Genomic DNA, 25,672 nt, shown 5'->3' on the forward strand with positions numbered 1-25,672 from the left:
CAGTGCAGCAATGACAATTCCGCGTACCGCTTTGACAAAGAGGCTGCGCGCGTTAGCGGGCAGCCTCTTCGGGGCGACAGTTGGAAACCGTCTTATTGCTTGCTTGCAGCTACTTGAGCAGCGACTTCTTCAGCGAAGTTGTCGACTGGCTTCTCGATGCCTTCGCCTACTTTGAAGTAGGTGAAGGAAACGATTTCAGCGCCGGCTTTCTTGGCCAGCTCACCGACCTTGATTTCCGGGTTCTTGACGAACGCTTGCTCAACCAGGCTGGCTTCAGCGAGGAACTTGCTGATACGACCGCCAACCATTTTCTCGGCGATTTCAGCAGGCTTGCCTTTCAGCTTGTCTTCGTTCAACTGCATGAAGACATTCTTCTCGCGTTCGATCGCTTCTGGCGAAACGTCCGAAGGCAGCAGGAACTCAGGGTTGGTCGCTGCTACGTGCATGGCGATGTCTTTCGCCAGCTCTGCGTCGCCGCCCTTGAGGACAACAACCACGCCGATCTTGTTGCCATGCAGGTACGAACCCAGCACGTCGCCTTCGATACGCGCCAGACGACGGATGTTGACGTTCTCGCCAACCTTGCCGACCAGAACCAGACGATCAGCTTCCATCGCTTCAACCAGAGGCTCAACGGTGGTCAGCTTGTCAGCAAAGGCTTTCTCGACGCTCTTGGCGACGAATGCCTTGAAGTCATCCTGCAGAGCCAGGAAGTCGGTCTGGGAGTTGACTTCGATCAGGACTGCGGCTTTGCCGTCGTCCTTGATGGAGATGGCGCCTTCAGCAGCAACGTTGCCTGCTTTCTTGGCGGCCTTGATTGCGCCCGAAGCACGCATGTCGTCGATGGCTTTTTCGATGTCGCCGCCAGCCTTGGTCAAGGCCTTTTTGCAATCCATCATGCCTTCGCCGGTACGCTCGCGCAGTTCTTTGACCAACGCTGCAGTAATCTCTGCCATTTCAAAATCCTCTTGGATAGGTCTTCAACCATTCCACCCGCAAGACGGGCGTTCAAATTCTTGAAAATCCATGGTGACTGCTGCACATGACAATAAGATCGATGGCAACGTCAGATGGTTTTCGAGGTGGCAAAAAGGGGGCCAAGCCCCCTTTTTGCGTACTGAGTCAACGCCAGGCGTTAGTTACTCAGCCTTCAACAGTTGCCGCTGGAGCTTCTTCAGCGTAAACGTCGGTGCCGCCAGCATTGTTGTTGCGACCGCGGATCACAGCGTCAGCCATCGAGCCCATGTACAACTGAATGGCGCGGATTGCGTCATCGTTGCCCGGGATGATGTAGTCAACGCCTTCAGGGCTGCTGTTGGTGTCGACAACGCCGATGACCGGGATACCCAGCTTGTTGGCTTCGGTGATCGCGATGCGCTCGTGATCAACGTCGATAACGAACAGAGCGTCTGGCAGACCGCCCATGTCCTTGATACCACCCAGGCTACGATCCAGCTTTTCCAGATCGCGAGTGCGCATCAGCGCCTCTTTCTTGGTCAGCTTGGTGAAGGTGCCGTCTTCTGCCTGGATTTCAAGATCACGCAGACGCTTGATGGAAGCGCGGATGGTCTTGAAGTTGGTCAGCATGCCGCCCAACCAGCGGTGATCGACGTACGGCGAACCGCAACGTGCTGCTTCTTCAGCAACGATCTTGCCAGCGGAACGCTTGGTGCCGACGAACAGGATCTTGTTTTTGCCCTGAGCCAGGCGCTCAACGAAAGTCAAAGCTTCGTTGAACATAGGCAGGGTTTTTTCAAGGTTGATGATGTGAATCTTGTTGCGCGCGCCGAAAATGTATTTACCCATTTTCGGGTTCCAGTAACGGGTCTGGTGACCGAAGTGCACACCGGCCTTCAGCATATCGCGCATGTTGACTTGGGACATGATAGTTCCTTGATAAGTCGGGTTAGGCCTCCACGTATCCCAATGACCAACCAGCGGCTTGAGCCGAAGGCACCCAGGTCATCGTGTCGACACGTGTGTGGGTTAGAGCTTTCGGGGCAGACCCCGTAAAGCGGCGCATTTTATATCACAAAAGACTGGAGAACGGAACTCGAAATAAGAGCCTGTTTTTCCGACGCTTTTGCCTCCCTCGTGCCTGCGGTCGGACACCCTGCCCGCATCGATGGAGGACGCGATGATAACCCGCCTGACGACGGTCTGGTAGAATCGCGTTTTTTCCGTATCAAGCCGTGGCCCTGCCGCGCCGAGAGAGCCTGTTTAATGACCGTGACACTTAAAACCCCCGAAGACATCGAAAAGATGCGCATTGCCGGCCGCCTGGCTGCCGACGTCCTGGAAATGATCGGCGATTATGTAAAGCCTGGCGTGACCACCGAAGAACTGGACCGCATCTGCCACGACTACATCGTCAACGAGCAGAAGGCCATTCCGGCGCCGCTGAATTACAAGGGTTTCCCGAAATCCATCTGCACCTCCATCAACCACGTGGTCTGCCACGGCATTCCGAACGAGAAGCCGCTGAAGAATGGCGACGTGCTGAACATCGACGTCACCGTCATCAAGGACGGCTACCACGGCGACACCAGCAAGATGTTCCACGTCGGCAAAGTGCCGGAGTGGGCCGAGCGTCTGTCCCGCGTCACTCAAGAGTGCCTTTATAAAGGCATCGAAGTGGTCAAGCCCGGTGCGCACCTGGGCGATATCGGCGAAGTGATCCAGAAGCACGCTGAGAAGAACGGCTTCTCTGTCGTCCGCGAATACTGCGGCCACGGCATCGGCAGGGTCTTCCATGAAGAGCCACAAGTGCTGCACTACGGCGCGGCCGGTGATGGCATGGAGCTGAAAGAAGGCATGACCTTCACCATCGAGCCGATGATCAACCAGGGCAAAGCCGACACTCGCCTGCTGGGCGACGGCTGGACAGCCATCACCAAGGATCGCAAGCTGTCGGCCCAGTGGGAGCACACCATTCTGGTGACCGCGACCGGCTACGAAATCTTCACCTTGCGCAGTGATGACACCATCGCCCGCACCTCGGTCTGATCGCGAGTCGCTTGCGATCAGAGCCGCTACAACCAGCACGGTCGGTTTAGCACGGTCGGTATAGATAGAAGGAAAGCAGTTCGATGCCGCAGGTGGACCCAGATTTGTTCGATCGCGGCCAGTTTCAGGCCGAGCTGGCACTGAAGGCCAGCCCCATACCCGCCTTCAAGAAAGCCATCCGTCAGGCGCGTGAAGTGCTGGACGGACGCTTCAAATCCGGCCGCGAGATCCGCCGCCTGATCGAAGACCGTGCCTGGTTCGTCGATAACATCCTGCAACAGGCCTGGGATCAGTTCGATTGGAGCGAAGACGCCGACATCGCCTTGCTGGCGGTCGGCGGCTACGGTCGCGGCGAACTGCACCCCTATTCCGATATCGACCTGCTGATCCTGCTGGACAGCGCCGACCATGAAGTTTTCCGCGATTCCATCGAACGCTTTCTGACACTACTGTGGGACATCGGCCTGGAGGTCGGTCAGAGCGTGCGTTCGGTGGATGAATGCGTCACAGAAGCCCGGGCGGATCTGACGGTCATCACGAATTTGATGGAGAGCCGCACGATTGCCGGTCCCGAGCGACTGCGTCAGCGCATGCTCGCCGTCACCAGCACCCGCGAGATGTGGCCGAGCAAGGAGTTCTTCCTGGCCAAACGCGCCGAGCAGAAGAACCGCCACCACAAGTATTTCGACACTGAGTACAACCTTGAGCCCAACGTCAAAGGCTCGCCGGGTGGGCTGCGCGACATTCAGACCATTCTCTGGGTTGCCCGTCGCCAGTACGGCACGCTGAATCTGCACGCCCTGGCCGACGAGGGTTTTCTGCTGGAGAGCGAAAACGCACTGCTGGCGTCTTCCCAGGAGTTTCTCTGGAAGGTCCGCTACGCGTTGCACATGCTCGCGGGTCGTTCCGAAGACCGTCTGCTCTTCGATTACCAGACCAGCATCGCGCGCCTGCTGGGCTACGAAGACACCGACGCCAAGCTGGCCATCGAACGCTTCATGCAAAAGTATTACCGGGTGGTCATGAGCATCGCGCAGCTCAGCGACCTGATCATCCAGCACTTCGAAGAAGTCATCCTCGCAGACGACGACGGCACGGTCACCGAGACCATCAACTCGCGTTTCCAGCTGCATGACGGCTACATCGAGGCGACCCATCCGAACGTGTTCAAGCGCACGCCGTTCGCGATGATCGAGATCTTCGTGCTGATGGCGCAGCGCCCCGAAATTAAGGGCGTGCGGGCTGACACCATCCGGCTGCTGCGCGAGCATCTGTACCTGATCAACGACGATTTCCGCAACGATATTCGCAACACCAGCCTGTTCATCGAGCTGTTCAAATGCGAGATCGGCATCCATCGCAATCTGCGGCGGATGAACCGCTACGGCATTCTCGGGCTGTACCTGCCGGAGTTCGGCCACATCGTCGGGCAGATGCAGCACGACCTGTTCCACATCTATACGGTCGACGCTCACACGCTGAACCTGATCAAGCATCTGCGTAAGTTGCAATACACGCAGGTGTCGGAGAAATTTCCGCTCGCCAGCAAGCTCATGGCCAGACTGCCCAAGCCCGAGCTTATTTATCTGGCCGGGCTTTACCACGACATCGGCAAGGGCCGCGGCGGTGATCACTCGGAACTGGGCGCGATCGACGCAGAGGCGTTTGGCACCCGTCACCACTTGCCACAGTGGGACACCCAACTGATTGTCTGGCTGGTGCAGAACCATCTGGTGATGTCGACCACCGCCCAGCGCAAAGACCTGTCCGACCCGCAGGTGATCCACGACTTCGCCCAGTTCGTCGGCGATGAAGTGCATCTGGACTACCTGTACGTGCTGACCATCGCGGACATCAACGCGACCAACCCGACGTTATGGAATTCCTGGCGTGCCAGCCTGTTGCGCCAGCTGTACACCGAGACCAAGCGCGCGCTCAAGCGTGGGCTGGAAAACCCGGTCGACCGCGAGGAGCAGATCCGTCGCACGCAAAGCGCCGCCCTGGATATTCTGGTGCGCAGTGGCACCGATCCCGACGACGTCGAGCAACTGTGGTCGCAACTGGGTGATGACTATTTCCTGCGTCACACCGCAGGCGACGTGGCGTGGCACAGCGACGCGATTTTGCAGCAGCCGGCCGATGGTGGCCCGTTGGTGCTGATCAAGGAAACCACCCAGCGCGAGTTCGAAGGCGGCACACAGATCTTCATTTATGCACCCGACCAGCACGACTTTTTCGCCGTGACCGTGGCGGCGATGGACCAGCTGAACCTGAACATTCACGACGCCCGGGTCATCACCTCCACCAGCCAGTTCACCCTCGACACCTACATCGTGCTCGACAGCGAAGGCGGTTCGATCGGTGAAAACCCGGAGCGCATCAAGGCCATTCGCGATGGACTGACCGATGCGCTGCGCAACCCCGACGAATACCCGACCATCATCAAACGTCGTGTCCCACGTCAGCTGAAGCACTTTGCGTTCGCGCCCGTGGTGACGATTTCCAATGACGCTCAAAGGCCGGTCACGGTGCTGGAACTCAGCGCGCCGGATCGTCCCGGGTTGCTGGCGCGACTGGGCAAGATTTTCCTGGAGTTCGATCTGTCATTGCAGAACGCCAAGATCGCCACGCTGGGCGAGCGCGTAGAAGACGTGTTTTTCCTGACCGATGAAAACCACCAGCCGCTGTCCGATCCGCAGCTGTGCCGACGCCTTCAGGACGAAATCGTCGAGCAGCTCAGCGTCAACCCCGAGCCCGGCAGCGAATTGCGCATCAGTATTTGAACCGGCCAGGACGGCACGACTTAACGATTTGATTCAACGGCGCCTTGCCACCTCGTGACCACGAGTGCGGGCGCCCAGCCTTGAGAACGATTCGACATGAATACCGCCCTGCAGCAGCTCCAGCCCTACCCTTTCGAGAAACTTCGCGCGTTGCTCGGTGCTGTTACACCGAATCCGGACAAACGTCCGATCGCCCTGTCGATCGGCGAACCCAAGCACAAATCGCCGCAATTCGTCGCCAAGGCGCTGGCCGACAATCTCGATCAAATGGCGGTCTATCCGACCACAGCCGGGATTCCTGCATTGCGTGAAGCCATCGCCCACTGGTGCGAACGCCGTTTCAGCGTGCCAGCCGGCTGGCTGGATGCAGCAAAACACGTGCTGCCGGTCAACGGCACCCGCGAGGCGTTGTTCGCGTTTACCCAGACGGTCGTCAATCGCGCTGATAACGGCCTGGTGATCAGCCCTAACCCGTTCTACCAAATCTATGAAGGTGCGGCGTTTCTGGCCGGTGCCACACCGCACTACCTGCCCTGCCTGGCCGAGCACGGTTTCAATCCGGATTTCGACGCCGTCAGCGCCGACATCTGGGATCGCTGCCAGATTCTGTTCCTGTGCTCGCCGGGCAACCCGACCGGTGCGCTGATCCCGCTGGATACCCTGAAGAAACTCATCGCTCTGGCCGACAAGCACGACTTTGTGATCGCGGCGGACGAGTGCTACAGCGAGTTGTATTTCGACGAAGCGACCCCGCCCGCCGGCCTGCTCAGCGCCTGCGCCGAACTGGGTCGCCAGGATTTCAAGCGTTGCGTGGTGTTCCACAGCCTGTCCAAGCGCTCGAACCTGCCGGGACTGCGCTCGGGTTTTGTCGCCGGCGATGCCGACATTCTCAAGGCATTTCTGCTGTATCGCACTTACCACGGCTGCGCGATGCCGGTGCAGACGCAACTGGCGAGCATCGCGGCCTGGGGCGACGAAGAACACGTGCGCGCCAACCGCACGCTGTACCGGGAAAAGTTCGATGCCGTGCTGGAAATCCTTAGCCCGGTCATGGACGTACAGCGTCCTGACGGCGGCTTCTATCTGTGGCCCAACGTCGGGACTGACGATGCGAAGTTCTGCCGTGATCTGTTCGTCGCCGAGCACGTGACCGTGGTGCCGGGGTCATACCTGTCCCGCGATGTCGACGGCTTCAACCCCGGCGCCGGCCGCGTGCGCATGGCACTGGTTGCACCGCTGGCCGAGTGCATCGAAGCCGCGCAGCGTATTCGCGAGTTTGTGACGAGCCGCTGACATCCCGCCGACTGAGGCTGGCTATTGGCCTCAGTGCGCCAGCCCCAGATTGGCTTCATTAAGATCGAGTTCCGCCAGCACCAGGCGCAGCACGTCATCGCCAATCTGGTGGTGACGGTGCAGGTTGTACAGTTCCAGACGCTGGGCACGCAGGGCGTTGAGGCGCATGCGTTTCTCCAGTTGGTCCATCTGGAATGCCAGGGCCTGGGCTTCGGCGGTGTCGTTGAAGATATCCAGACGCTGGCGGTATTCGGACATGATCCGCGCTTTTACTTCTATCGCGAGCACAGCCTGCGCGGCCTCGGGTGAATCCGTGGCCGCCGGGATCGCTTCGTTTTCCAGTGTCTTGATTGCCGCCTGGGCCGTACGCTTCCAGGCGTCCCTCACTTCGCGCTTCATGCGCATGTCCGGTTCATTGACCTGCCCACGCAGCAGCAGTGGCAAACCGATGCTCGCCGACACCAGCGACAGCAGGATTACCCCGGCAGCAATGAAAATCAGCAAGTCACGCTCGGGAAAGTCGACGCCCGCACTGATCAGCATCGGCACCGACAATGTACCTGCCAGTGTGACGGCACCGCGCACCCCGCCCACGGTCAGCAGCAATGACGAACGTGTCGACAGATCCAGCGTGCCGTCGCCCCTGCCGCGCCAGCGCCGAATCTGGATCATCAGCCGCCAGACGCTTTGCACCCAGATGTAACGCAACACCGCCAGCACAACGAAGATCGCCAGCACATCCAGGCAACGCCACAACAAGGTCGGCCACAGGGTGGCTTCATGGTGGGTAACGGCGGTGATAATGTCAGGCAGCTGCAAGCCGAGCAGCAGGAAGATCAGCCCGTTGAATGCAAATTCCAACAGGGTCCACACGCTGCGATTGAGCAGTCGGGTGGTGGTCTGACGGGGCAGCAGATCGACCCAGCTTTGCATCATCCCCGCCGCCACCGCCGAGAGAATTCCGGACAGTTCAAGCCGCTCGGCAAGGACGTAAGCGGCGAACGGCAGCAGCAACATGAAGACAACGTGGGTCGCCGGATCATCCCAGCCTCGTGTGATCATCCAGCTTCGCAGACGCCCCACCATCCAGCTGAGCGCAACGCCAACGGCAAGACCGCCACAAGCCACCAGCACAAAGTTCAGGCTGGCATCGGTCAGGGAAAACACCCCGGTGATGGCGGCTGCGAGGGCAAACTTGAAGGTCACCAGGCCGGTTGCGTCATTCATCAACGCTTCGCCCTGAAGCATGCGCATGATCGGCGCAGGCAGCCGGTCCTGGGCGATGGCCGAGACCGCCACGGCGTCGGTCGGGGACAGCACCGCTGCCAACGCAAAGGCGACAGGCAAGGGAATGGAAGGCAGCAGCCAGTGGATGAAGTAGCCGGCGCCGATCACGGTGAAAATCACCAGCCCGACCGCGAGGGTCAGAATGGCGCCGCGGTAGCGCCAGAGGTCGCGTTTGGGCATCCGCCAGCCATCTGAAAACAGCAGCGGCGGCAGGAACAGAAACAGGAACAGCTCAGGGTCGAGTGCCACGTGCAAGCCCAGCGTCGGCCAGGCGAGCAAGGCACCCGCAGCGATTTGCACCAGCGGCAGCGGCAGCGGAATCACCCGGGCCAGCAATCGCGAGACACCTACCAGCGTCAACAAGATAAGGACGGTATAGGCTGTTTGCATTGCGTGTTTCCCCAAGCGTTGACTCATGACTGACATCGGCAACAGACCGGATGCGTCCGGCAAAGTGCCCATATTTACGGCTGGAAAGGTCATGGCGTTCTGATAAATCTGCAGCGGCAGGCCGTCGTCGCCAGCATTCATGGCGGGCAACACGGCGTCGAATGGACAAAGCGTCGGCCCGCCGCGCTTACCCTGCGTGTACGTGGCATAATCCTCCACCGTTTTTTTCAACCGTCCCGAAAGGAGCAGGCCGATGGCCAAGGAAACCCACACGTTGCACCTGTTTGGGATCAAGGCGTGCGACACGATGAAGAAGGCGCGCACCTGGCTCGATGAAAAATCGGTGAATTACGATTTCCACGACTACAAGACCCAAGGCATCGACCGCGACCACCTGACCCGTTGGTGCAACGAGCATGGCTGGCAGACGGTACTCAACCGCGCCGGCACGACCTTTCGCAAACTGGACGAGGCGCAGAAAGCCGACCTCGATCAGGTAAAGGCCATTGAGCTGATGCTCGCTCAGCCGTCGATGATCAAGCGCCCGGTGCTGGATCTTGGCGACAAAACCCTGATTGGCTTCAAACCCGAACTGTACGCTGCGGCTATCGCCTGATTGAGATAGCCCTAAATAACGAGGTATCTGCATGACCACTTCTCTGTTCAGCCTGGCCTTTGGCGTTGGCACACAAAACCGTCAAGGCACCTGGCTGGAAGTTTTCTACGCCCTGCCACTGCTCAACCCGTCGGCTGAAATCGTCGCCGCGGTCGCACCGATCCTGGGCTACACCGGTGGCAATCAGGCCATCGCATTCAACACTGATCTGTCCTCGCGTCTGGCCAATGCCCTCAAAGGCATCGACGACGCCCAGGCCGCGCTGCTGACCCGGCTGGCCGAGAGCCACAACCCGCTGGTCGCCACGCTGCTGGCCGAAGACGCCGCGCTGACCTCCACCCCCGAGGCTTACCTCAAACTGCATTTGCTCTCCCATCGACTGGTCAAGCCCCACGGCTTGAGCCTGGCCGGCGTGTTCCCGCTGCTGCCGAACGTCGCGTGGACCAGCCAGGGCGCCATCGATCTGGGCGAGCTGGCCGAGCGTCAGCTGGAAGCCCGCCTGAAAGGCCAGTTTCTGGAAGTCTTCTCGGTGGACAAATTCCCGAAAATGACCGACTACGTCGTGCCGGCCGGTGTGCGCATCGCTGACACCGCGCGCGTGCGTCTGGGCGCCTACATCGGCGAAGGCACCACCGTGATGCACGAAGGTTTCGTCAACTTCAACGGCGGCACCGAAGGCCCGGGCATGATCGAAGGTCGCGTGTCGGCTGGCGTGTTCGTCGGCAAGGGTTCGGACCTGGGTGGCGGCTGCTCGACCATGGGCACGCTCTCGGGCGGCGGCAACATGGTGATCAAGGTCGGCGAAGGCTGCCTGATCGGCGCGAACGCCGGCATCGGCATTCCGTTGGGCGATCGCAACACCGTTGAAGCCGGTCTCTACGTCACTGCGGGCACCAAAGTGGCGCTGCTGGATGACAAGAACGAGCTGGTCAAGGTTGTGAAGGCCCGAGAACTGGCCGGTCAACCGGACCTGCTGTTCCGTCGTAACTCGCAGACCGGCGCGGTGGAGTGCAAATCCCACAAGTCGGCCATCGAGCTGAACGAAGCGCTGCACGCTCACAACTGATCGATGCTGCGTGCGGGTTCGGTGTCCCACGGGACGCCGAACCCGCCCCAAAGAGCGTGACTGATATGCCCCTCATTTCTCCCTGGCGCGCTGACTTTCCGGCCATTGACGCCCTGCAACGGCAAGGCCAGACCTACCTGGACAGCGCCGCCACCGCACAAAAGCCCCACGCCCTGATCGACGCCACGGTGCATTACTACGCCAACGGCGCAGCGAATGTGCATCGCGCTCAGCACCTGCCGGGCGCCATGGCGACCCAGGCCTTTGAGGACACGCGGCGCAAGGCCGGCGAATGGCTGAATGCCGGAGCGTCCGGGCAGATCGTGTTCACCCACGGCGCCACATCCGCCTTCAACTTGCTCGCCTATGGCCTGGAGCATGTGTTTCAGGCCGGCGACGAGATTGTCATCAGCGCGCTGGAGCATCACGCCAATCTGTTGCCCTGGCAGCAACTGGCCCTGCGTCGCGACCTGAAACTGGTGGTGCTCCCCGTCACTGAGGCCGGCGTGATTGATGTTGAGGCCGCCGCCGAACTGATCACTTCACGCACCCGCTTGCTGGCGGTCAGTCAGTTGTCCAACGTGCTCGGCACTTGGCAGCCGGTCCGGCAACTCGTTGCGCTGGCCCAGGCACAAGGCGCGCTGACGGTGGTTGATGGCGCCCAGGGCGTCGTCCATGGCCGACACGATGTGCAGGACATCGGCTGCGATTTCTATGTGTTTTCCAGCCATAAGCTCTATGGCCCGGATGGCGTGGGCGTGCTGTTCGGCCGACATCAGGCGCTGGCGCAGTTGCAGCATTGGCAGTTCGGCGGCGAGATGGTCCTGCAGACCGGTTACCAGACCGCAACCTTTCGCCCGGCGCCGCTGGGTTTCGAGGCGGGCACGCCGCCCATCAGCGCGGTGATCGGCCTCGGCGCCACGCTTGATTACCTCAACGGTCTCAATCAGTCCGCCGTCGCCGAATACGAAGCGTGCCTGCATGAGCGGTTGCGCGCCGGGTTGATGCTGCGCGACGGTGTGCAGGTGCTGGGCGATCCCCATGTAGCACTGGTGAGTTTCGTGGTCGAGGGCGTACACAATGCCGATCTTGCGCACCTGCTGACCGAGCAAGGGGTTGCCGTTCGCGCCGGTCACCACTGCGCCATTCCGTTGATCAGTGGCTTGGGCCTCTCTGGCGCGATTCGGGTGTCGCTGGGGCTGTACAACAATTCCGAGGACCTGGAGCGGCTTTTCAGCGCTCTGGATCAGGCATTGGAGGTGTTGCGATGAGCCTGCCGATCGAGGCGCACACCGCGCTGGAAACCTTTAACGGGTCATTGAGCTGGGAGCAGCGGGCGCGGCTGTTGATGCAATGGGGTGACCGCCTGCCACCCATGAGCGATGAAGATAAGACCGACGAGCGTCTGGTGGACGGCTGCGAGAGCAAGGTCTGGCTGATGGGCGCCGTGGTCGACGGTCATTGGCAGTTCCGCGCCGCCAGTGACGCGCGGTTGATTCGGGGTCTGGTGGCGTTGCTGCTGACCCGGGTCAATGGCCTGTCGTCGCAAGCACTGCAGGAAGTGGATCTGGTTGAGTGGTTCACGCAGCTGGGATTGAGCCGTCAGCTGTCGGCATCCCGCAGCAACGGGCTGAATGCGGTGTTGCAGAAGATGCGGCAGCTCGCACGGTAGAGATTCCCCGTCGTCCAGGCGCCGCGCTGTTGCGCAGCAAACATGAGACCTGTGGGAGCGACCGGGGTGGCGCTCCACCTTGCTCGCGAATACTGCTTACAGCCGCCTAAAATTCAGGGAATGCAAGACCTTATTCGCGAGCAAGCTCGCTCCCACAAGGGGTCCCGAGCAACACTTTGGAATCTTCGGCGTACACAAAACCTGTGGGAGTGAGCTTGCTCACGAAAGGGCCGTTCAACTGCTGGATATATAGCGGATGTACCGCCCTCTTCGCGAGCAAGCTCGCTCCAACAGGTCGTTGATTTGCAGGACTATCGGCGGCTGTTCACAAAGGAGGCGTCAGCAAGATTGCTCCCACGCCTCGACCTTCAAGCCGCCGGCTGCGCCTTGGCTCGCTCCGACGGCCGTCGCACGCCGGCGACGATTTTGTCCACGGCCTTGGTCGCGGCGACCATCCCGAAAGTGGCAGTGACCATCATCACCGCGCCAAACCCGCCCGCGCAGTCCAGCTTCACGCCATCGCCGACGAAGCTTTTCTGCAGGCAGATGCTGCCGTCCGGCTTGGGGTAGCGCAGTTGCTCGGTGGAGAACACGCACGGCACGCTGTAGTGGCGGGTGACGGTGCGAGAAAAGCCGTAATCGCGGCGCAGGGTCGAACGCACTTTGGACGCCAGCGGATCGTTGAATGTCCGGTTGAGATCGCAGACCTGAATCAGGGTCGGGTCGATCTGCCCGCCCGCGCCACCGGTGGTGATGATCTGGATCTTGCGGCGTTTGCACCAGGCGATCAGCGCGGCCTTGGCGTTGACGCTGTCGATGCAATCGAGCACGCAGTCGATGTCCGGCGTGATGTATTCGGCCATGGTCTCGCGGGTGACGAAGTCGGCGACGGCATGAACGACGCAATCGGGATTAATCTCCCGCAGACGGTCGGCCATGACCTCGACCTTGGCGCGGCCAACGGTGCTGCTCAGGGCGTGCAACTGGCGGTTGCTGTTGCTGACACAGACGTCGTCCAGATCAAACAGGGATATTTCGCCTACGCCACAGCGCGCCATGGCTTCCGCTGCCCAGGAACCCACACCGCCAATGCCGACCACCGCCACGTGGGCCGCGCGCAGGCGTTCCAGGCCCTCAATGCCGTACAGGCGGGCAACGCCAGCGAAACGCGGATCTTCTGTACTCATGACCAATACCCCAAAAAACCGGCGCGCATTATAGGCCCTGACGGCGATTCGCAAAGCGCTGAGTGGCAGGCGTTTGGTCTGAAAGTCACCTCTTTCCCCGCCTGCCGAACACAGAACAGGTAACGGCCTACAGCCCCGGCCGAACAGAACTTCAACACGTGTCGGTTGCCAAAGTTTCGGCCCGCTGTACCCTGTCACTCCTCCCCGTTCCCCTCTTGGAACCTGAAGCACCTATGTCATCGCGTAAATTTGGACTCAACCTCGTTGTCGTCGTGGCGATTGCTGCGCTGTTCACCGGCTTCTGGGCGCTGATCAACCGCCCCGTCACCGCCCCCAACTGGCCTGAACAGATCTCCGGCTTCTCCTATTCGCCTTTCCGCCTCGGACAGAATCCACAGAAAGATTCCTACCCATCCGACGAAGAAATGCGTCAGGACCTGGAGCTGATGAGCAAGCAGACGGACAACATCCGTATCTATTCAGTGGACGGCACGCTCAAGGACATCCCCAAGCTGGCCGAAGAGTTCGGCCTGCGGGTGACCCTCGGCATCTGGATCAGCCCGGACCTGGAGCGCAACGAGCGCGAAATCACCACGGCGATCGAGCTGGCGAACACGACCCGCAGCGTGGTTCGCGTGGTGGTGGGCAACGAAGCGCTATATCGCGAAGAGATCAAACCCAAGGACCTGATGGCCGCCCTCGACCGCGTGCGCGCGGCCGTGAAAGTCCCGGTGACCACGTCGGAGCAATGGCATATCTGGGAGAAGTACCCGGAACTGGCCAAACACGTTGACCTGATCGCCGCGCACATCCTGCCGTACTGGGAATACATCCCGATGGATAAAGCCGGTCAGTACGTGCTTGATCGTGCCCGCGAACTGAAACGCATGTTCCCGAAAAAGCCGCTGCTGCTCTCTGAAGTCGGCTGGCCGAGCAACGGCCACATGCGCGGCGGTGCGGACGCCACCCAGGCGGATCAAGCGGTTTACCTGCGCACGCTGGTCAACAAGCTCAACCGTCAGGGCTTCAACTACTTCGTGATCGAGGCCTTCGACCAGCCGTGGAAAGCCAGCGACGAAGGCTCGGTCGGCGCGTACTGGGGCGTGTACAACGCCGCTCGCCAGCAGAAATTCAACTTCGAAGGCCCGGTGGTTGCGATCCCGCAATGGCGTGTATTGGCGATCGGTTCGGCGGTGTTGGCGATGCTTGCCCTGGCCTTGCTGCTGATTGATGGCTCGGCGCTGCGTCAGCGTGGCCGGACATTCCTGACCTTTATCGCCTTCCTCTGCGGCTCGGTTCTGGTCTGGATCGGCTACGACTACAGCCAGCAATACAGCACCTGGTTCAGTCTGCTCGTAGGATTTTTACTGGCGCTCGGCGCATTCGGCGTCTTTATCGTGTTGCTGACCGAGGCCCACGAACTGGCCGAAGCGGTATGGACGCACAAGCGCCGCCGCGAATTCCTGCCCGTCGAAGGGGATTCGGCCTACAGACCGAAAGTGTCGATCCACGTGCCCTGCTACAACGAGCCCCCGGAGATGGTCAAACAGACCCTCAATGCACTGGCCGCGCTGGATTACCCGGATTTCGAAGTGTTGCTGATCGACAACAACACCAAGGACCCCGCGGTGTGGGAGCCGGTCAAGGCCCACTGCGAAATGCTCGGGCCGCGCTTCAAGTTTTTCCACGTCGCGCCGCTGGCCGGCTTCAAGGGCGGCGCCCTGAACTACCTGATCCCGCACACCGCGCCGGACGCCGAAGTGATTGCGGTGATCGACTCGGACTACTGCGTCGACCGCAACTGGCTCAAGCACATGGTTCCGCACTTTGCCGATCCGAAAATCGCTGTGGTGCAGTCGCCGCAGGACTACCGCGACCAGCACGAAAGTGCGTTCAAGAAGCTCTGCTACTCGGAATACAAAGGCTTCTTCTACATCGGCATGGTCACCCGCAACGACCGCGATGCGATCATTCAGCACGGCACCATGACCATGACCCGTCGCTCGGTTCTGGAAGAACTGGGCTGGGCAGACTGGTGCATCTGTGAAGACGCCGAGCTGGGCCTGCGCGTGTTCGAAAAAGGCTATTCGGCAGCCTATGCCCATAACAGCTTCGGCAAGGGCCTGATGCCCGACACCTTCATCGACTTCAAGAAGCAACGATTCCGCTGGGCCTATGGCGCGATTCAGATCATCAAGCGTCACGCCGCCAGCCTGCTGCGCGGCAAAGACACCGAGCTGACCCGCGGCCAGCGTTATCACTTCCTCGCGGGCTGGCTGCCGTGGGTGGCCGATGGGATGAACATTTTCTTCACGGTTGGCGCCTTGCTCTGGTCGTCGGCGATGATCATCGTGCCCAACCGGGTCGACCCGCCGCTGCTGATTTTCGCGATTCCGCCGTTGGCGCTGTTCTTCTTCAAGGTCGGCAAGATCATCTTCCTGTACCGTCGCGCCGTGGGCGTGAACCTCACGGACGCGTTCTACGCAGCGCTCGCGGGGCTGGCGCTGTCCCACACCATCGCCAAGGCGGTGCTGTACGGGTTCTTCACCACCAGCATCCCGTTCTTCCGCACCCCGAAAAACGCCGAAAGCCATGGCTTGCTGGTGGCGATCTCCGAGGCCCGCGAAGAGCTGTTCATCATGCTGATGCTGTGGGGCGCTGCATTGGGGATCTGTCTGGTGCAGGGTCTGCCGAGCAACGACATGCGCTTCTGGGTCATCATGCTGCTGGTGCAATCGCTGCCGTATCTGGCGGCGTTGATCATGGCGTTTCTGTCGTCGCTGCCGAAACCGAAACCGGCAGACGAACCCGCTACCGCCTGAAACAATGGGGCGCTGTACTAAACGGCGGCCTTCGGGTCGCCGTTTTGCTTTAAGCTATTCGCCGGTTTACGCCTTGCCTTCACTCAATATCTCGGACCTTTCATGACAGCCCCAGCCGACCTCTCGCCCACGCTGCAACTCGCCTGCGACCTGATCCGTCGCCCATCCGTCACACCACTGGACGCTGATTGCCAGACCGTGATGATGAAACGCCTGAGCGATGCCGGTTTTGCCCTGGAGCCGATGCGCATTCAGGACGTGGACAACTTCTGGGCCACCCACGGCAGTCAGGACGGTCCGGTGTTGTGCTTCGCCGGTCACACCGATGTGGTGCCGACCGGCCCGGTTCAGGCCTGGCAAAATGATCCGTTCAGCGCGCTGATCGACAAAGACGGCATGCTCTGCGGCCGTGGCGCGGCGGACATGAAAGGCAGCCTGGCGTCCATGATTGTCGCCACCGAGCGTTTCGTCGCCGATCACCCGAACCACAAGGGCAAAGTGGCCTACCTGATCACCAGTGACGAAGAAGGCCCGGCGCACCACGGCACCAAAGCGGTGGTCGAGCGTCTGGCGGCGCGCAAGGAACGTCTCGACTGGTGCATCGTTGGCGAACCGTCGAGCACAACGCTGGTAGGCGATGTGGTCAAGAACGGCCGTCGCGGCTCGCTGGGGGCAACCCTCACCGTCAAAGGCATTCAGGGCCACGTCGCCTACCCGCATCTGGCGAAGAACCCCATTCATCTGGCAGCACCGGCGCTGGCTGAGCTGGCCGCCGAGCACTGGGACAACGGCAATGATTTCTTCCCGCCGACCAGCTTCCAGATCTCCAACCTGAATTCCGGCACCGGCGCCACCAACGTGATCCCGGGGGATCTGGTGGCCGTGTTCAATTTCCGTTTCTCCACCGAATCCACCGTCGAAGGCCTCAAGCAACGCGTCGCCGACATTCTCGACAAACACGATCTGGACTGGCACGTGGAATGGGCGCTGTCCGGCCTGCCGTTCCTCACCGAACCGGGCGCATTGCTGGACGCAGTGTCGGCGAGCATCAAACACGTCACCGGCCGCGACACCCGTGCGTCGACCAGCGGCGGCACCTCGGACGGTCGCTTCATCGCCACCCTCGGCACCCAAGTGGTCGAACTGGGGCCGGTCAATGCGACGATCCATCAAGTCAACGAACGCATCCTCGCCAGCGATCTCGACGTGCTGACCGAGATCTACTACCAGACCCTGGTCAAGTTGCTCGCCTGATGCTGACCTGCCCGATCTGCTCCGCCCCGCTCGATTCAGCGGATAACGGCGTCGTGTGCCCCGCCGGGCACCGCTTCGACCGCGCCCGTCAGGGTTACTTGAACCTGCTGCCCGTGCAGCACAAAAACAGCCGCGACCCTGGCGACAATCAGGCGATGGTCGAGGCGCGGCGCGACTTTCTCAACGCCGGGCATTACGCGCCAGTCGCCAGGCGTCTCGCCGAACTGGCTGCCGAGCGCGCGCCGTCGCACTGGCTCGACATCGGTTGCGGCGAGGGTTACTACACCGCGCAAATCGCCCAGGGTCTGCCCAACGCTGACGGCTATGCGCTGGACATCTCCCGCGAAGCGGTGAAGCGCGCCTGCAAACGCGACCCCAAGATCACCTGGTTGATCGCCAGCATGGCGCGCGTGCCGCTGCCGGATGCGAGCATGCAGTTCATCGCCAGCGTGTTCAGCCCGCTGGACTGGGCCGAGGCCAAGCGTCTGCTTTCGCCGGGCGGCGGCCTGATGCGTGTAGGACCGTCCAACGATCACCTGATGGAATTGCGTCAGCGCCTGTACGACGAAGTCCGCGATTACAGCGATGACAAGCACTTGGCGCTGGTGCCGGAAGGCATGAGCCTGCAGCACAGCGAAACCCTGCGCTTCACCCTGACACTGGCGGACGGCCAGGCCCGCGCCAACCTGCTGGCCATGACGCCCCACGGCTGGCGCGCCAGTGCCGAGCGCCGCGCCAACGTGATCGAGCAGGCCGAGCCATTCGAGGTCACGGTGTCCATGCGCTACGATTATTTCGTCCTGAACTGACGGCTTGAAGCACCCGAACAGACTGAATCCGCGAGTGGATTTTCCAGCACAACCAAGAGGCATCCATGCGCCAACCCGATATCGAGATTTACCTGAAAGACGCTGACGTCGACCATAAGGCAATCACCGCCTGGCTGACTCAAGCCATCGGCCCTTGCACCGAATGGGCACAGAAAGGCCAGACGTGGAAATGCCAGGCGGGCGACGTGCCCGTGACCTGGATTCCCAAGGCCGTCGGCAAGTGGAACAGCCTGTGCCTGGACAGCGACAAAACCCCGTGGGAAGACGACATCGCCTGCGCCCGCGCCGCCTTCGCTGCGTTGAAAGTCGAAGTGCGTTGCGCGCCGGGGACGTGGGTCGAAGAAGAGAGTGACGCCGAGGCCGATCAATGGATCCGTATCAGCGTGGATGGTGAAGAAGAAATCACCTGGCATACGTCCTGATACATCATCCTGACGGGCGCCCCCGCCGCTTTGCCCATCCCCGCCAGATGCGGCAAACTGGCGGCCTCGCGGGCGTCGCCCCTCTCAGCAGAACTCTATGACCCGTTCCCCGTTTCGCCGTCTTGTATTCGGCACCGTGCGCCGCCTGCTTTACCTGTGGGTGCGCTCGGAGACGATCAACCAGTCGTCCTTCACCCTCAATCTCGACCGCAGCCGCCCGGTTTTTTATGCGCTGCAAAACCCTTCAATGAGCGACCTCGCCGTCCTCGACACCGAGTGCCGCAAGGCCGGTCTGCCGCGCCCCGTACTTTCCGTCGCCTTGGGCAATCTGACCGAGCCGGCCGCGTTTTTCTACCTGACGCCCGAGCCTGACTGGCTGGGACGCCACGACAAACGCGGCGCACCACCGACCCTTGAACGCCTGGTCAGCGCGGTCACGCAAAACGCCACCGAAGACGCGCAAGTCATTCCGGTCAGCGTCTTCTGGGGCCAGTCCCCGGACAAGGAAGACAGCCCGTGGAAACTGCTGTTTGCCGATAGCTGGAAGGTGACCGGGCGTCTGCGTCGCTTTGTGACCATTCTGATCCTGGGCCGCAAAACCCGCGTGCAGTTCTCGGCGCCGGTTCATCTGCGTGAGCTGGTCGATCAGAACAAGGGTTACGAGCGCACGGTGCGCATGGCTCAACGCCTGCTGCGGGTGCATTTCCGCAACTTGAAGACCTCCGTGATCGGACCGGACCTCTCCCACCGTCGCCATCTGGTCAAAGGGCTGGTGGCGGATCCGCTGGTCAGGCAGGCCATTCTCGACGAGGCCGCCCGGGAGAAAATCACCGAAGCCAAGGCCCGGGACAAAGCGCTGCATTACGGCAACGAAATCGCCTCGGACTACACCTACACCGCCATCCGTTTTCTGGAAGTGGTGCTGAGCTGGTTCTGGAACAAGATTTACGACGGCATCAAGGTCAGTCACCTGGAGGGCGTGCAGAACGTCGCCCAGGGCAATGAGATCATTTATGTGCCGTGCCACCGCAGTCACATCGACTATCTGTTGCTGTCGTACCTGCTGTTTCGCAACGGCCTGACCCCGCCGCATATCGCGGCGGGCATCAACCTCAACATGCCGGTGATCGGTGGCCTGCTGCGGCGCGGCGGCGCGTTTTTCATGCGCCGCACGTTCAAGGGCAATCCGCTGTACACCGCGGTGTTCAACGAATACCTGCACACCCTGTTCACCAAAGGTTTTCCGGTGGAGTACTTCGTCGAAGGCGGACGTTCGCGGACCGGGCGCATGTTGCAGCCGAAGACCGGGATGCTGGCGATCACCCTGCGCAGTTTCCTGCGCAATTCGCGCATGCCCATCGTGTTCGTGCCGGTGTACATCGGCTACGAACGGGTGCTGGAAGGCCGGACCTACCTGGGCGAGCTGCGCGGTGCAGCGAAGAAGAAAGAGTCGATCTTCGACATTTTCAAAGTCGTCGGCGCGCTAAAGCAGCGCTTCGGGCAGGTCTCGGTCAATTTCGGTGAGCCGATCAAGCTGACCGAGTTTCTCGACCATGAGCAGCCGGACTGGCGCACTCAGGAACTGGGCCCGGTGTTCAAACCGGCCTGGCTCAACGAGACCACACACCGTCTGGGCGAACGCGTCGCCCGCCACCTGAACGAAGCGGCGGCCATCAACCCGGTGAATCTGGTGGCACTGGCGTTGCTGTCGACGGCCAAACACGCGCTGGACGATCAGGCCCTGGCGCGGGTGCTCGATCTGTACCTGACGCTACTGCGCACCGTGCCCTACTCGCCCCATACCACGCTGCCGGACGGCGATGGCCGGGCGTTGATCGAGCACGTCAAGGGCATGAATCTGCTCTCGGAACTCAGCGATGCGCTGGGCAAGATTCTGTACCTGGACGAGCAAAATGCCGTCCTGATGACCTACTACCGCAATAACGTGCTGCATATTTTCGCGCTGCCTTCGTTGCTGGCCTGCTTTTTCCAAAGCTCGTCGCGCATGAGCCGCGAGCAGATTCTGCGGTATACCCGGGCGCTGTATCCGTACCTGCAATCGGAGCTGTTCATCCGCTGGTCGCTGGACGATCTGGATGAGGTCATCGATCAGTGGCTGGCGGCATTTGTTGAGCAGGGCTTGTTGCGATTCGAGAACGGCGTCTACCTGCGCCCGGCACCAAGCTCGCGGGCTTTTGTGCTGCTGACGGTGCTGTCGCGGGCGATTGCCCAGACCCTGCAGCGTTTCTACATGGCGATCTCGCTGCTGCTCAACAGCGGTCAACACACGCTCACTGCCGAGGGGCTTGAGGAGTTATGCACGACGATGGCCCAGCGGTTATCGATCCTGCACGGCCTGAACGCGCCGGAGTTCTTCGACAAGAGTCTGTTCCGGCATTTCATCCAGACGCTGCTGGATCAGGGCGTCTTGCGCACCGACGCCGCCGACAAACTGAGCTATCACGATATGTTGGGGGATCTGGCGGAAGGCGCCGCCAAACGCGTACTGCCAGCGGAAATCAGGCTGTCGATTCGCCAGGTGGCGTTGCACCGCAGTGATGAAGTCGTCGGGGCTGCGCCGATCGCCTAAGCGACGACGCACGCCCTGCCTAACGTTTCACATGACAAGGACATTCACATGAAACACATCCTGCTCACCCTCATGACCACCGTGCTCGCCGCGTGCGCCCATGGGCCGGACAACCTGCCGGGCTCGGTGGATGGCGAGGTGTTTTACCTGCAGCGCATGGCGCTTCCGCCTACCGCTACGCTTAAGGTTACGCTGCAGGACGTGACGCTGGCCGACGCGCCCGCGCAGCTCCTCGCCAGCCAGAACGGCCCGATCAAAGGCCAGGTGCCGCTGCCGTTTCACCTGACCTACGATCAGAAGCAGGTCCAGCCGGGGCACACCTACTCGGTCAGCGCGCGCATCGAAGTGGATGGCAAGCTGCTGATGATCAGCACCGAGCGCTACACGGTGGACCTGACGCTGGACGAAAAACCGCCTGTCAAAATTCGTTTGAGCCCGGCCCGTTGATCGGCCGTGCATCACAGACCGCTGAAAAGGACATTAACCATGTTGCGTCGCTCTCTATCGTTCACTGGCGTGTGCGCCGGGCTGCTGTTGTCGGCCAGTGCCTTCGCGCTGTCGCTCAATGATCTGTCTCAATCGGACGCCACCGGCGGGCTGAAGGATGCCCTGACCCAAAGCGCGCAGGTCGCCGTCAAGCAACTGGGCGTGCCGGGCGGGTTCAGCAACAACAAGGACGTGCGCATCGAACTGCCCGGCAACCTGGGCAAGGTCGCCAAGAAGATGAAGCAGTTCGGCATGGGCGCGCAGGTCGATCAGCTGGAAACCAGCATGAACCAGGCGGCAGAAGCAGCGATGCCACAGGCGCAGACGTTGCTGGTCGATGCCGTGAAAAAAATGAGCGTGTCGGACGCCAAGGCCATCCTCGGCGGCGGCAAGGACTCGGCCACCCAGTACCTGAGCACCTCCAGCCGCGAACAGATCCGCGCCAAATTCCTGCCCATCATCAAACAGGCCACTGACAAAGTCGGCCTGGCGCAGAAATACAACGCCTTCGCCGGACAGGCCGCGACCCTGGGCGTGCTGGACGCGAAGAGCTCGAACATCGAAGGCTACGTCACCGAGAAGGCGTTGAACGGCCTGTTCGAAATGATCGCCAAGCAGGAGGAAACCATCCGCGCCAACCCGGCAGCGGCGGCGACCGGCCTGGCGAAGAAGGTGTTCGGCGCGCTGTAACGCGCGCCGTCATGCGGGTCGGTGATCGGTTCTAGCCCCTGTCAGTAGTGCGGCGCTATCCGCAACTGACCCAGTCAATGTGGGAGTGAGCTTGCTCACGAAGACGGCATTTCAGCCACTGAATATTCAGCGGCCGCACCTGCCCATTCGCGAGCAAGCTCGCTCCCACAGTTTGTTCAGCGTGCAGGCGCCATCTCGCTCAAGGCAATCGCTCATCCTTTTTCACCCTGAACCACGCCGCATACAGTGCGGGCAGAAACAGCAGGGTGAGTGCGGTGGCGACGATCAGGCCGCCCATAATGGCGACGGCCATGGGCCCGAAAAACACGCTGCGTGACAGCGGAATCATCGCCAGCACCGCCGCCAGCGCGGTGAGCACGATGGGCCGGAAGCGCCGCACCGTCGCTTCGATGATCGCCTGCCAGCGGTCGAGACCCGCCGCGATGTCCTGCTCGATCTGGTCGACCAGAATCACCGAGTTACGCATGATCATCCCCGACAGCGCGATGGTGCCCAGCATCGCCACAAAGCCGAACGGCTGGTTGAACAGCAGCAGAAACAGCGTTACCCCAATCAGCCCCAGGGGCGCGGTCAGAAACACCATGAACGTGCGGGAGAAACTGCGCAGCTGAATCATCAGCAAGGTCAGTACCACCACGATGAACAGCGGCACACCGGCGTTCACCGAGTTCTGCCCGCGGGCCGAATCTTCCACCGTGCCGCCCACCTCCAGCAGGTAACCGTCGGGCAACTCGGCGCGCACGTCTTCCAGCGTCGGCAGAATCTGTTTGACCAGCGTTGCCGGTTGCTCCTTGCCGTAGATGTCAGCGCGCACCGTCACGTTCGGCAGCCGGTTGCGGTGCCAGATGATGCCCTCCTCAAAACCGTATTCCAGGGTCGCCACTTGGGAAAGCGCGACACTGCTGCCGTTGCTGGTCGGCACCGACAGGCTGGCGAGGCTGCCCAGTTCATGGCGCTCCTGCTCCGTGCCGCGCAGCAGGATTTCGATCAACTCGTCGTCCTCGCGGTACTGGCTCACGCTCGACCCGGTCAACTGGCTTTGCAGAAAGCGCGACAGGTCGGCAGTGGTTACGCCCAGCGCCCTGGCCCGATCCTGATCGACATTCAGGTAGACGACCTTGCTCGGCTCTTCCCAGTCCAGATGCACATTGACCACATGGGGGTTTTCCCGGACCTTCGCCGCCACCTTGCGAGCCAGCGCGCGCACCTCGTCGATGTGCTCGCCGGTGACGCGAAACTGCACCGGATAGCCCACGGGCGGGCCGTTTTCCAGGCGGGTGACGCGGGGCCGCAGCATCGGGAATTGCTCATCCAGCGTCTGGATCAACCAGGTGCGCAGCGCCTCGCGGTCTTCGATGGTTTTCGCGAGCACAACGAACTGGGCAAAACTGGCCGCGGGCAATTGCTGATCCAGGGGCAGGTAAAACCGCGGAGAACCGGTGCCGACATAGGCCACGTAATTGTCGACGCCGGCGTGGTCCTTGATCATCGCTTCCAGCCGCTTGACCTGCTCGGCGGTGCTGGTCAGCGAGGCCCCTTCAGCAAGCTTCAAGTCGACCATCAACTCCAGCCGGCCCGACGCCGGGAAGAACTGTTGAGGCACGAAGCGGAACATGAAAATCGACAGGGCAAACAGCGCAATAGTCAGCACGATGACCGTTTTGCGGCGGCGCACACACCAGCCCACCAGCGCGCGAACACGTCGGTAGAACGGCGTGCCGTAAGGATCCGGCGCGTGGGCACCGACGCCATGTTTGGCGGCATGGAGTTTTGCCAGGTCCGGCAACAGGCGCGCGCCCAGATACGGCACGAACACCACGGCAGCAATCCACGAGGCGATCAGCGCAATGGTCACCACCTGAAAGATCGAGCGAGTGTACTCGCCGGTGCTCGACTGCGCGGTGGCGATGGGCAGGAAACCTGCTGCGGTGATCAGCGTGCCGGTAAGCATCGGGAACGCGGTGCTGGTCCAGGCGAAGCTGGCGGCCTTCAGCCGGTCGTAACCCTGCTCCATTTTGATCGCCATCATTTCCACGGCGATGATTGCGTCGTCCACCAACAAGCCCAACGCCAGCACCAATGCGCCGAGGGATATCTTGTGCAGGCCGATGCCCAGGTAATACATGCAGGCGAATGTCATCGCCAGCACCAGCGGAATCGCCAGTGCCACCACCATCCCGGTGCGCACGCCCAGCGAGAAAAAGCTCACCAGCAGCACAATGCCCAAAGCCTCGGCGAGCACCTGAACGAACTCGCCAACGCTGGTCTTCACCGCCGCTGGCTGGTCCGAGACTTTGCGCAGCTGCATGCCGGCAGGAAGGTTGTTCTGTAAGCGCGCGAACTCCGTCTCCAGCGCGCGGCCGAGCACCAGAATGTCGCCGCCGTCTTTCATGGCGACGGCGAGCCCGATGGCGTCCTGACCCATGAAACGCATTTGCGGCGCGGGCGGATCGTTGAAGCCACGGCGCACATCGGCCAGATCACTGATGCGGAACGTGCGATCACCCACGCGAATCGGGAAGCTGCGGATCTCGTCGACGGTTTGAAAACGCCCGGTCACGCGCAGCTGAACGCGCTCGCTGGGTGTCTCGAAAAAGCTCGCCGCCACCACGGCGTTCTGCGCTTCCAGCGCTTGCTGCACCGATTGCATCGGCAGGCCGAGGGTGGCGAGTTTGACGTTGGAGAGTTCGATCCAGATTTTCTCGTCCTGCAGACCGAGCAACTCGACCTTGCCGACGTCCTTGACCCGCTGCAGCTGGATCTGGATGCGGTCGGCGTAATCCTTGAGCACCGCGTAGTCGAACCCCTCCCCCGTCAGCGCATAGATATTGCCGAACGTGGTGCCGAATTCATCGTTGAAGAACGGGCCCTGCACGCCGGCCGGAAGGTTCTGACGGATGTCGCTGATCTTCTTGCGGATCTGATACCAGAGTTCCGGCAGCCGCGCGGAAACCAATGAGTCTCGGGCGACAAACGTGACCTGAGATTCACCGGGCCGCGAGAACGAGACAATGCGCTCGTAATCGCCGGTTTCCATCAGCTTCTTCTCGATGCGGTCGGTGACTTGTCGCGACACTTCTTCGGCACTCGCGCCCGGCCAGAGCGTACGAATGACCATGGCTTTGAAGGTGAAGGGCGGGTCCTCACTCTGGCCCAGTTTGGTGTAGGACAGCGCACCGACTGCGGCCAGCAGGATCATGAGATACAGGACCATCTGCCGATTACGCAGGGCCCATTCGGAAAGATTGAAACGCATG

At 61.3% G+C, this 25,672-nt stretch carries 19 protein-coding genes; 14 read left to right on the plus strand and 5 right to left on the minus strand.

Annotation, left to right across the window (positions count from 1 at the left end; translation table 11 throughout):
• Positions 1-92 precede the first annotated feature (92 nt).
• Together tsf and rpsB are read right to left on the minus strand one after the other, a co-directional pair.
• A complete protein-coding gene (gene tsf / locus AC3ISG_RS19380; RefSeq protein ID WP_122537362.1) occupies positions 93-956 on the minus strand; it encodes a translation elongation factor Ts in 864 nt (287 codons plus the stop codon).
• A gap of 187 nt (positions 957-1,143) precedes the next feature.
• A complete protein-coding gene (gene rpsB, locus AC3ISG_RS19385) occupies positions 1,144-1,884 on the minus strand; it encodes a 30S ribosomal protein S2 (protein WP_037014262.1) in 741 nt (246 codons plus the stop codon).
• Positions 1,885-2,223: 339 nt separating this feature from the next.
• Between rpsB and map the strand changes: the two genes are divergently transcribed.
• The 3 genes from map to dapC all read left to right on the plus strand — a co-directional run bounded on the left by map (position 2,224) and on the right by dapC (position 7,082).
• Entirely contained in the window at positions 2,224-3,006 is a 783-nt protein-coding gene (gene map / locus AC3ISG_RS19390) for a type I methionyl aminopeptidase (protein WP_205484590.1), read from the plus strand.
• An 83-nt stretch (positions 3,007-3,089) separates the two neighbouring features.
• The gene (locus tag AC3ISG_RS19395; protein WP_489297730.1) at positions 3,090-5,789 is read left to right on the plus strand and encodes a [protein-PII] uridylyltransferase; all 2,700 of its coding nucleotides are present in this window, start codon (positions 3,090-3,092) and stop codon (positions 5,787-5,789) included.
• Positions 5,790-5,885: 96 nt separating this feature from the next.
• Positions 5,886-7,082: a succinyldiaminopimelate transaminase gene (dapC, locus tag AC3ISG_RS19400; RefSeq protein ID WP_489297731.1), complete on the plus strand. Its 1,197-nt coding sequence runs from the start codon at positions 5,886-5,888 to the stop codon at positions 7,080-7,082.
• Between the two features lie 30 nt (positions 7,083-7,112).
• On the opposite strand, the gene AC3ISG_RS19405 is transcribed toward dapC, so the two are convergent.
• Complete coding sequence (locus AC3ISG_RS19405) at positions 7,113-8,759, minus strand: Na+/H+ antiporter (RefSeq protein WP_205484594.1); 1,647 nt, start codon at positions 8,757-8,759, stop codon at positions 7,113-7,115.
• A 253-nt stretch (positions 8,760-9,012) separates the two neighbouring features.
• Here AC3ISG_RS19405 and AC3ISG_RS19410 point away from each other — a divergent pair, with 253 nt between their 5' ends.
• From AC3ISG_RS19410 to AC3ISG_RS19425, 4 genes are all read left to right on the plus strand, one after another.
• Positions 9,013-9,375 (plus strand): ArsC family reductase, encoded by a 363-nt coding sequence (locus AC3ISG_RS19410; RefSeq protein WP_122537359.1) that lies wholly within the window; start codon positions 9,013-9,015, stop codon positions 9,373-9,375.
• 31 nt (positions 9,376-9,406) lie between these two features.
• Entirely contained in the window at positions 9,407-10,441 is a 1,035-nt protein-coding gene (gene dapD, locus AC3ISG_RS19415) for a 2,3,4,5-tetrahydropyridine-2,6-dicarboxylate N-succinyltransferase (protein WP_489297732.1), read from the plus strand.
• A 65-nt stretch (positions 10,442-10,506) separates the two neighbouring features.
• Positions 10,507-11,712, plus strand: coding sequence for an aminotransferase class V-fold PLP-dependent enzyme (locus tag AC3ISG_RS19420; RefSeq protein WP_489297733.1), 1,206 nt, complete (start codon positions 10,507-10,509; stop codon positions 11,710-11,712).
• Positions 11,709-12,113: a SufE family protein gene (locus AC3ISG_RS19425; protein ID WP_489297734.1), complete on the plus strand. Its 405-nt coding sequence runs from the start codon at positions 11,709-11,711 to the stop codon at positions 12,111-12,113. Before AC3ISG_RS19420 ends, AC3ISG_RS19425 begins: the two co-directional genes overlap by 4 nt.
• 368 nt (positions 12,114-12,481) lie before the next feature.
• Here the strand turns inward: AC3ISG_RS19425 and tcdA are convergent, their stop codons facing one another.
• Positions 12,482-13,300, minus strand: a complete 819-nt coding sequence (gene tcdA / locus AC3ISG_RS19430) for a tRNA cyclic N6-threonylcarbamoyladenosine(37) synthase TcdA (protein ID WP_122537355.1) — start codon at positions 13,298-13,300, stop codon at positions 12,482-12,484.
• Positions 13,301-13,533: 233 nt separating this feature from the next.
• Here tcdA and AC3ISG_RS19435 point away from each other — a divergent pair, with 233 nt between their 5' ends.
• From AC3ISG_RS19435 to AC3ISG_RS19465, 7 genes are all read left to right on the plus strand, one after another.
• A complete protein-coding gene (locus AC3ISG_RS19435) occupies positions 13,534-16,122 on the plus strand; it encodes a glycosyltransferase family 2 protein (protein ID WP_122622952.1) in 2,589 nt (862 codons plus the stop codon).
• 102 nt (positions 16,123-16,224) lie between these two features.
• Positions 16,225-17,376 carry a succinyl-diaminopimelate desuccinylase gene (gene dapE / locus AC3ISG_RS19440; protein WP_489297735.1) on the plus strand — a complete coding sequence of 384 codons (1,152 nt, stop codon included), beginning with the start codon at positions 16,225-16,227 and terminating at the stop codon, positions 17,374-17,376.
• Positions 17,376-18,185 (plus strand): putative RNA methyltransferase, encoded by an 810-nt coding sequence (locus tag AC3ISG_RS19445; RefSeq protein WP_489297736.1) that lies wholly within the window; start codon positions 17,376-17,378, stop codon positions 18,183-18,185. Before dapE ends, AC3ISG_RS19445 begins: the two co-directional genes overlap by 1 nt.
• 65 nt (positions 18,186-18,250) lie before the next feature.
• A complete protein-coding gene (locus tag AC3ISG_RS19450; protein WP_122537351.1) occupies positions 18,251-18,628 on the plus strand; it encodes a hypothetical protein in 378 nt (125 codons plus the stop codon).
• A gap of 97 nt (positions 18,629-18,725) precedes the next feature.
• Complete coding sequence (plsB, locus tag AC3ISG_RS19455; RefSeq protein WP_489297737.1) at positions 18,726-21,218, plus strand: glycerol-3-phosphate 1-O-acyltransferase PlsB; 2,493 nt, start codon at positions 18,726-18,728, stop codon at positions 21,216-21,218.
• 48 nt (positions 21,219-21,266) lie between these two features.
• Positions 21,267-21,665: a YbaY family lipoprotein gene (locus AC3ISG_RS19460; RefSeq protein WP_489297738.1), complete on the plus strand. Its 399-nt coding sequence runs from the start codon at positions 21,267-21,269 to the stop codon at positions 21,663-21,665.
• Between the two features lie 39 nt (positions 21,666-21,704).
• Positions 21,705-22,394, plus strand: coding sequence for a DUF4197 domain-containing protein (locus AC3ISG_RS19465; RefSeq protein ID WP_122537348.1), 690 nt, complete (start codon positions 21,705-21,707; stop codon positions 22,392-22,394).
• 199 nt (positions 22,395-22,593) lie between these two features.
• On the opposite strand, the gene AC3ISG_RS19470 is transcribed toward AC3ISG_RS19465, so the two are convergent.
• Positions 22,594-25,671 carry an efflux RND transporter permease subunit gene (locus AC3ISG_RS19470; protein WP_489297739.1) on the minus strand — a complete coding sequence of 1,026 codons (3,078 nt, stop codon included), beginning with the start codon at positions 25,669-25,671 and terminating at the stop codon, positions 22,594-22,596.
• Position 25,672 lies beyond the last annotated feature (1 nt).

This window comes from Pseudomonas sp. GL_135 (assembly GCF_057834665.1).

What these genes read in the sequence shown, in the direction of transcription:
- tsf (WP_122537362.1), bottom strand. Translation starts at nt 956, where the DNA reads ATGGCAGAGATTACTGCAGCGTTGGTCAAAGAACTGCGCGAGCGTACC.
- rpsB (WP_037014262.1), bottom strand. Translation starts at nt 1,884, where the DNA reads ATGTCCCAAGTCAACATGCGCGATATGCTGAAGGCCGGTGTGCACTTC.
- map (WP_205484590.1), top strand. Translation starts at nt 2,224, where the DNA reads ATGACCGTGACACTTAAAACCCCCGAAGACATCGAAAAGATGCGCATT.
- AC3ISG_RS19395 (WP_489297730.1), top strand. Translation starts at nt 3,090, where the DNA reads ATGCCGCAGGTGGACCCAGATTTGTTCGATCGCGGCCAGTTTCAGGCC.
- dapC (WP_489297731.1), top strand. Translation starts at nt 5,886, where the DNA reads ATGAATACCGCCCTGCAGCAGCTCCAGCCCTACCCTTTCGAGAAACTT.
- AC3ISG_RS19405 (WP_205484594.1), bottom strand. Translation starts at nt 8,759, where the DNA reads ATGCAAACAGCCTATACCGTCCTTATCTTGTTGACGCTGGTAGGTGTC.
- AC3ISG_RS19410 (WP_122537359.1), top strand. Translation starts at nt 9,013, where the DNA reads ATGGCCAAGGAAACCCACACGTTGCACCTGTTTGGGATCAAGGCGTGC.
- dapD (WP_489297732.1), top strand. Translation starts at nt 9,407, where the DNA reads ATGACCACTTCTCTGTTCAGCCTGGCCTTTGGCGTTGGCACACAAAAC.
- AC3ISG_RS19420 (WP_489297733.1), top strand. Translation starts at nt 10,507, where the DNA reads ATGCCCCTCATTTCTCCCTGGCGCGCTGACTTTCCGGCCATTGACGCC.
- AC3ISG_RS19425 (WP_489297734.1), top strand. Translation starts at nt 11,709, where the DNA reads ATGAGCCTGCCGATCGAGGCGCACACCGCGCTGGAAACCTTTAACGGG.
- tcdA (WP_122537355.1), bottom strand. Translation starts at nt 13,300, where the DNA reads ATGAGTACAGAAGATCCGCGTTTCGCTGGCGTTGCCCGCCTGTACGGC.
- AC3ISG_RS19435 (WP_122622952.1), top strand. Translation starts at nt 13,534, where the DNA reads ATGTCATCGCGTAAATTTGGACTCAACCTCGTTGTCGTCGTGGCGATT.
- dapE (WP_489297735.1), top strand. Translation starts at nt 16,225, where the DNA reads ATGACAGCCCCAGCCGACCTCTCGCCCACGCTGCAACTCGCCTGCGAC.
- AC3ISG_RS19445 (WP_489297736.1), top strand. Translation starts at nt 17,376, where the DNA reads ATGCTGACCTGCCCGATCTGCTCCGCCCCGCTCGATTCAGCGGATAAC.
- AC3ISG_RS19450 (WP_122537351.1), top strand. Translation starts at nt 18,251, where the DNA reads ATGCGCCAACCCGATATCGAGATTTACCTGAAAGACGCTGACGTCGAC.
- plsB (WP_489297737.1), top strand. Translation starts at nt 18,726, where the DNA reads ATGACCCGTTCCCCGTTTCGCCGTCTTGTATTCGGCACCGTGCGCCGC.
- AC3ISG_RS19460 (WP_489297738.1), top strand. Translation starts at nt 21,267, where the DNA reads ATGAAACACATCCTGCTCACCCTCATGACCACCGTGCTCGCCGCGTGC.
- AC3ISG_RS19465 (WP_122537348.1), top strand. Translation starts at nt 21,705, where the DNA reads ATGTTGCGTCGCTCTCTATCGTTCACTGGCGTGTGCGCCGGGCTGCTG.
- AC3ISG_RS19470 (WP_489297739.1), bottom strand. Translation starts at nt 25,671, where the DNA reads ATGCGTTTCAATCTTTCCGAATGGGCCCTGCGTAATCGGCAGATGGTC.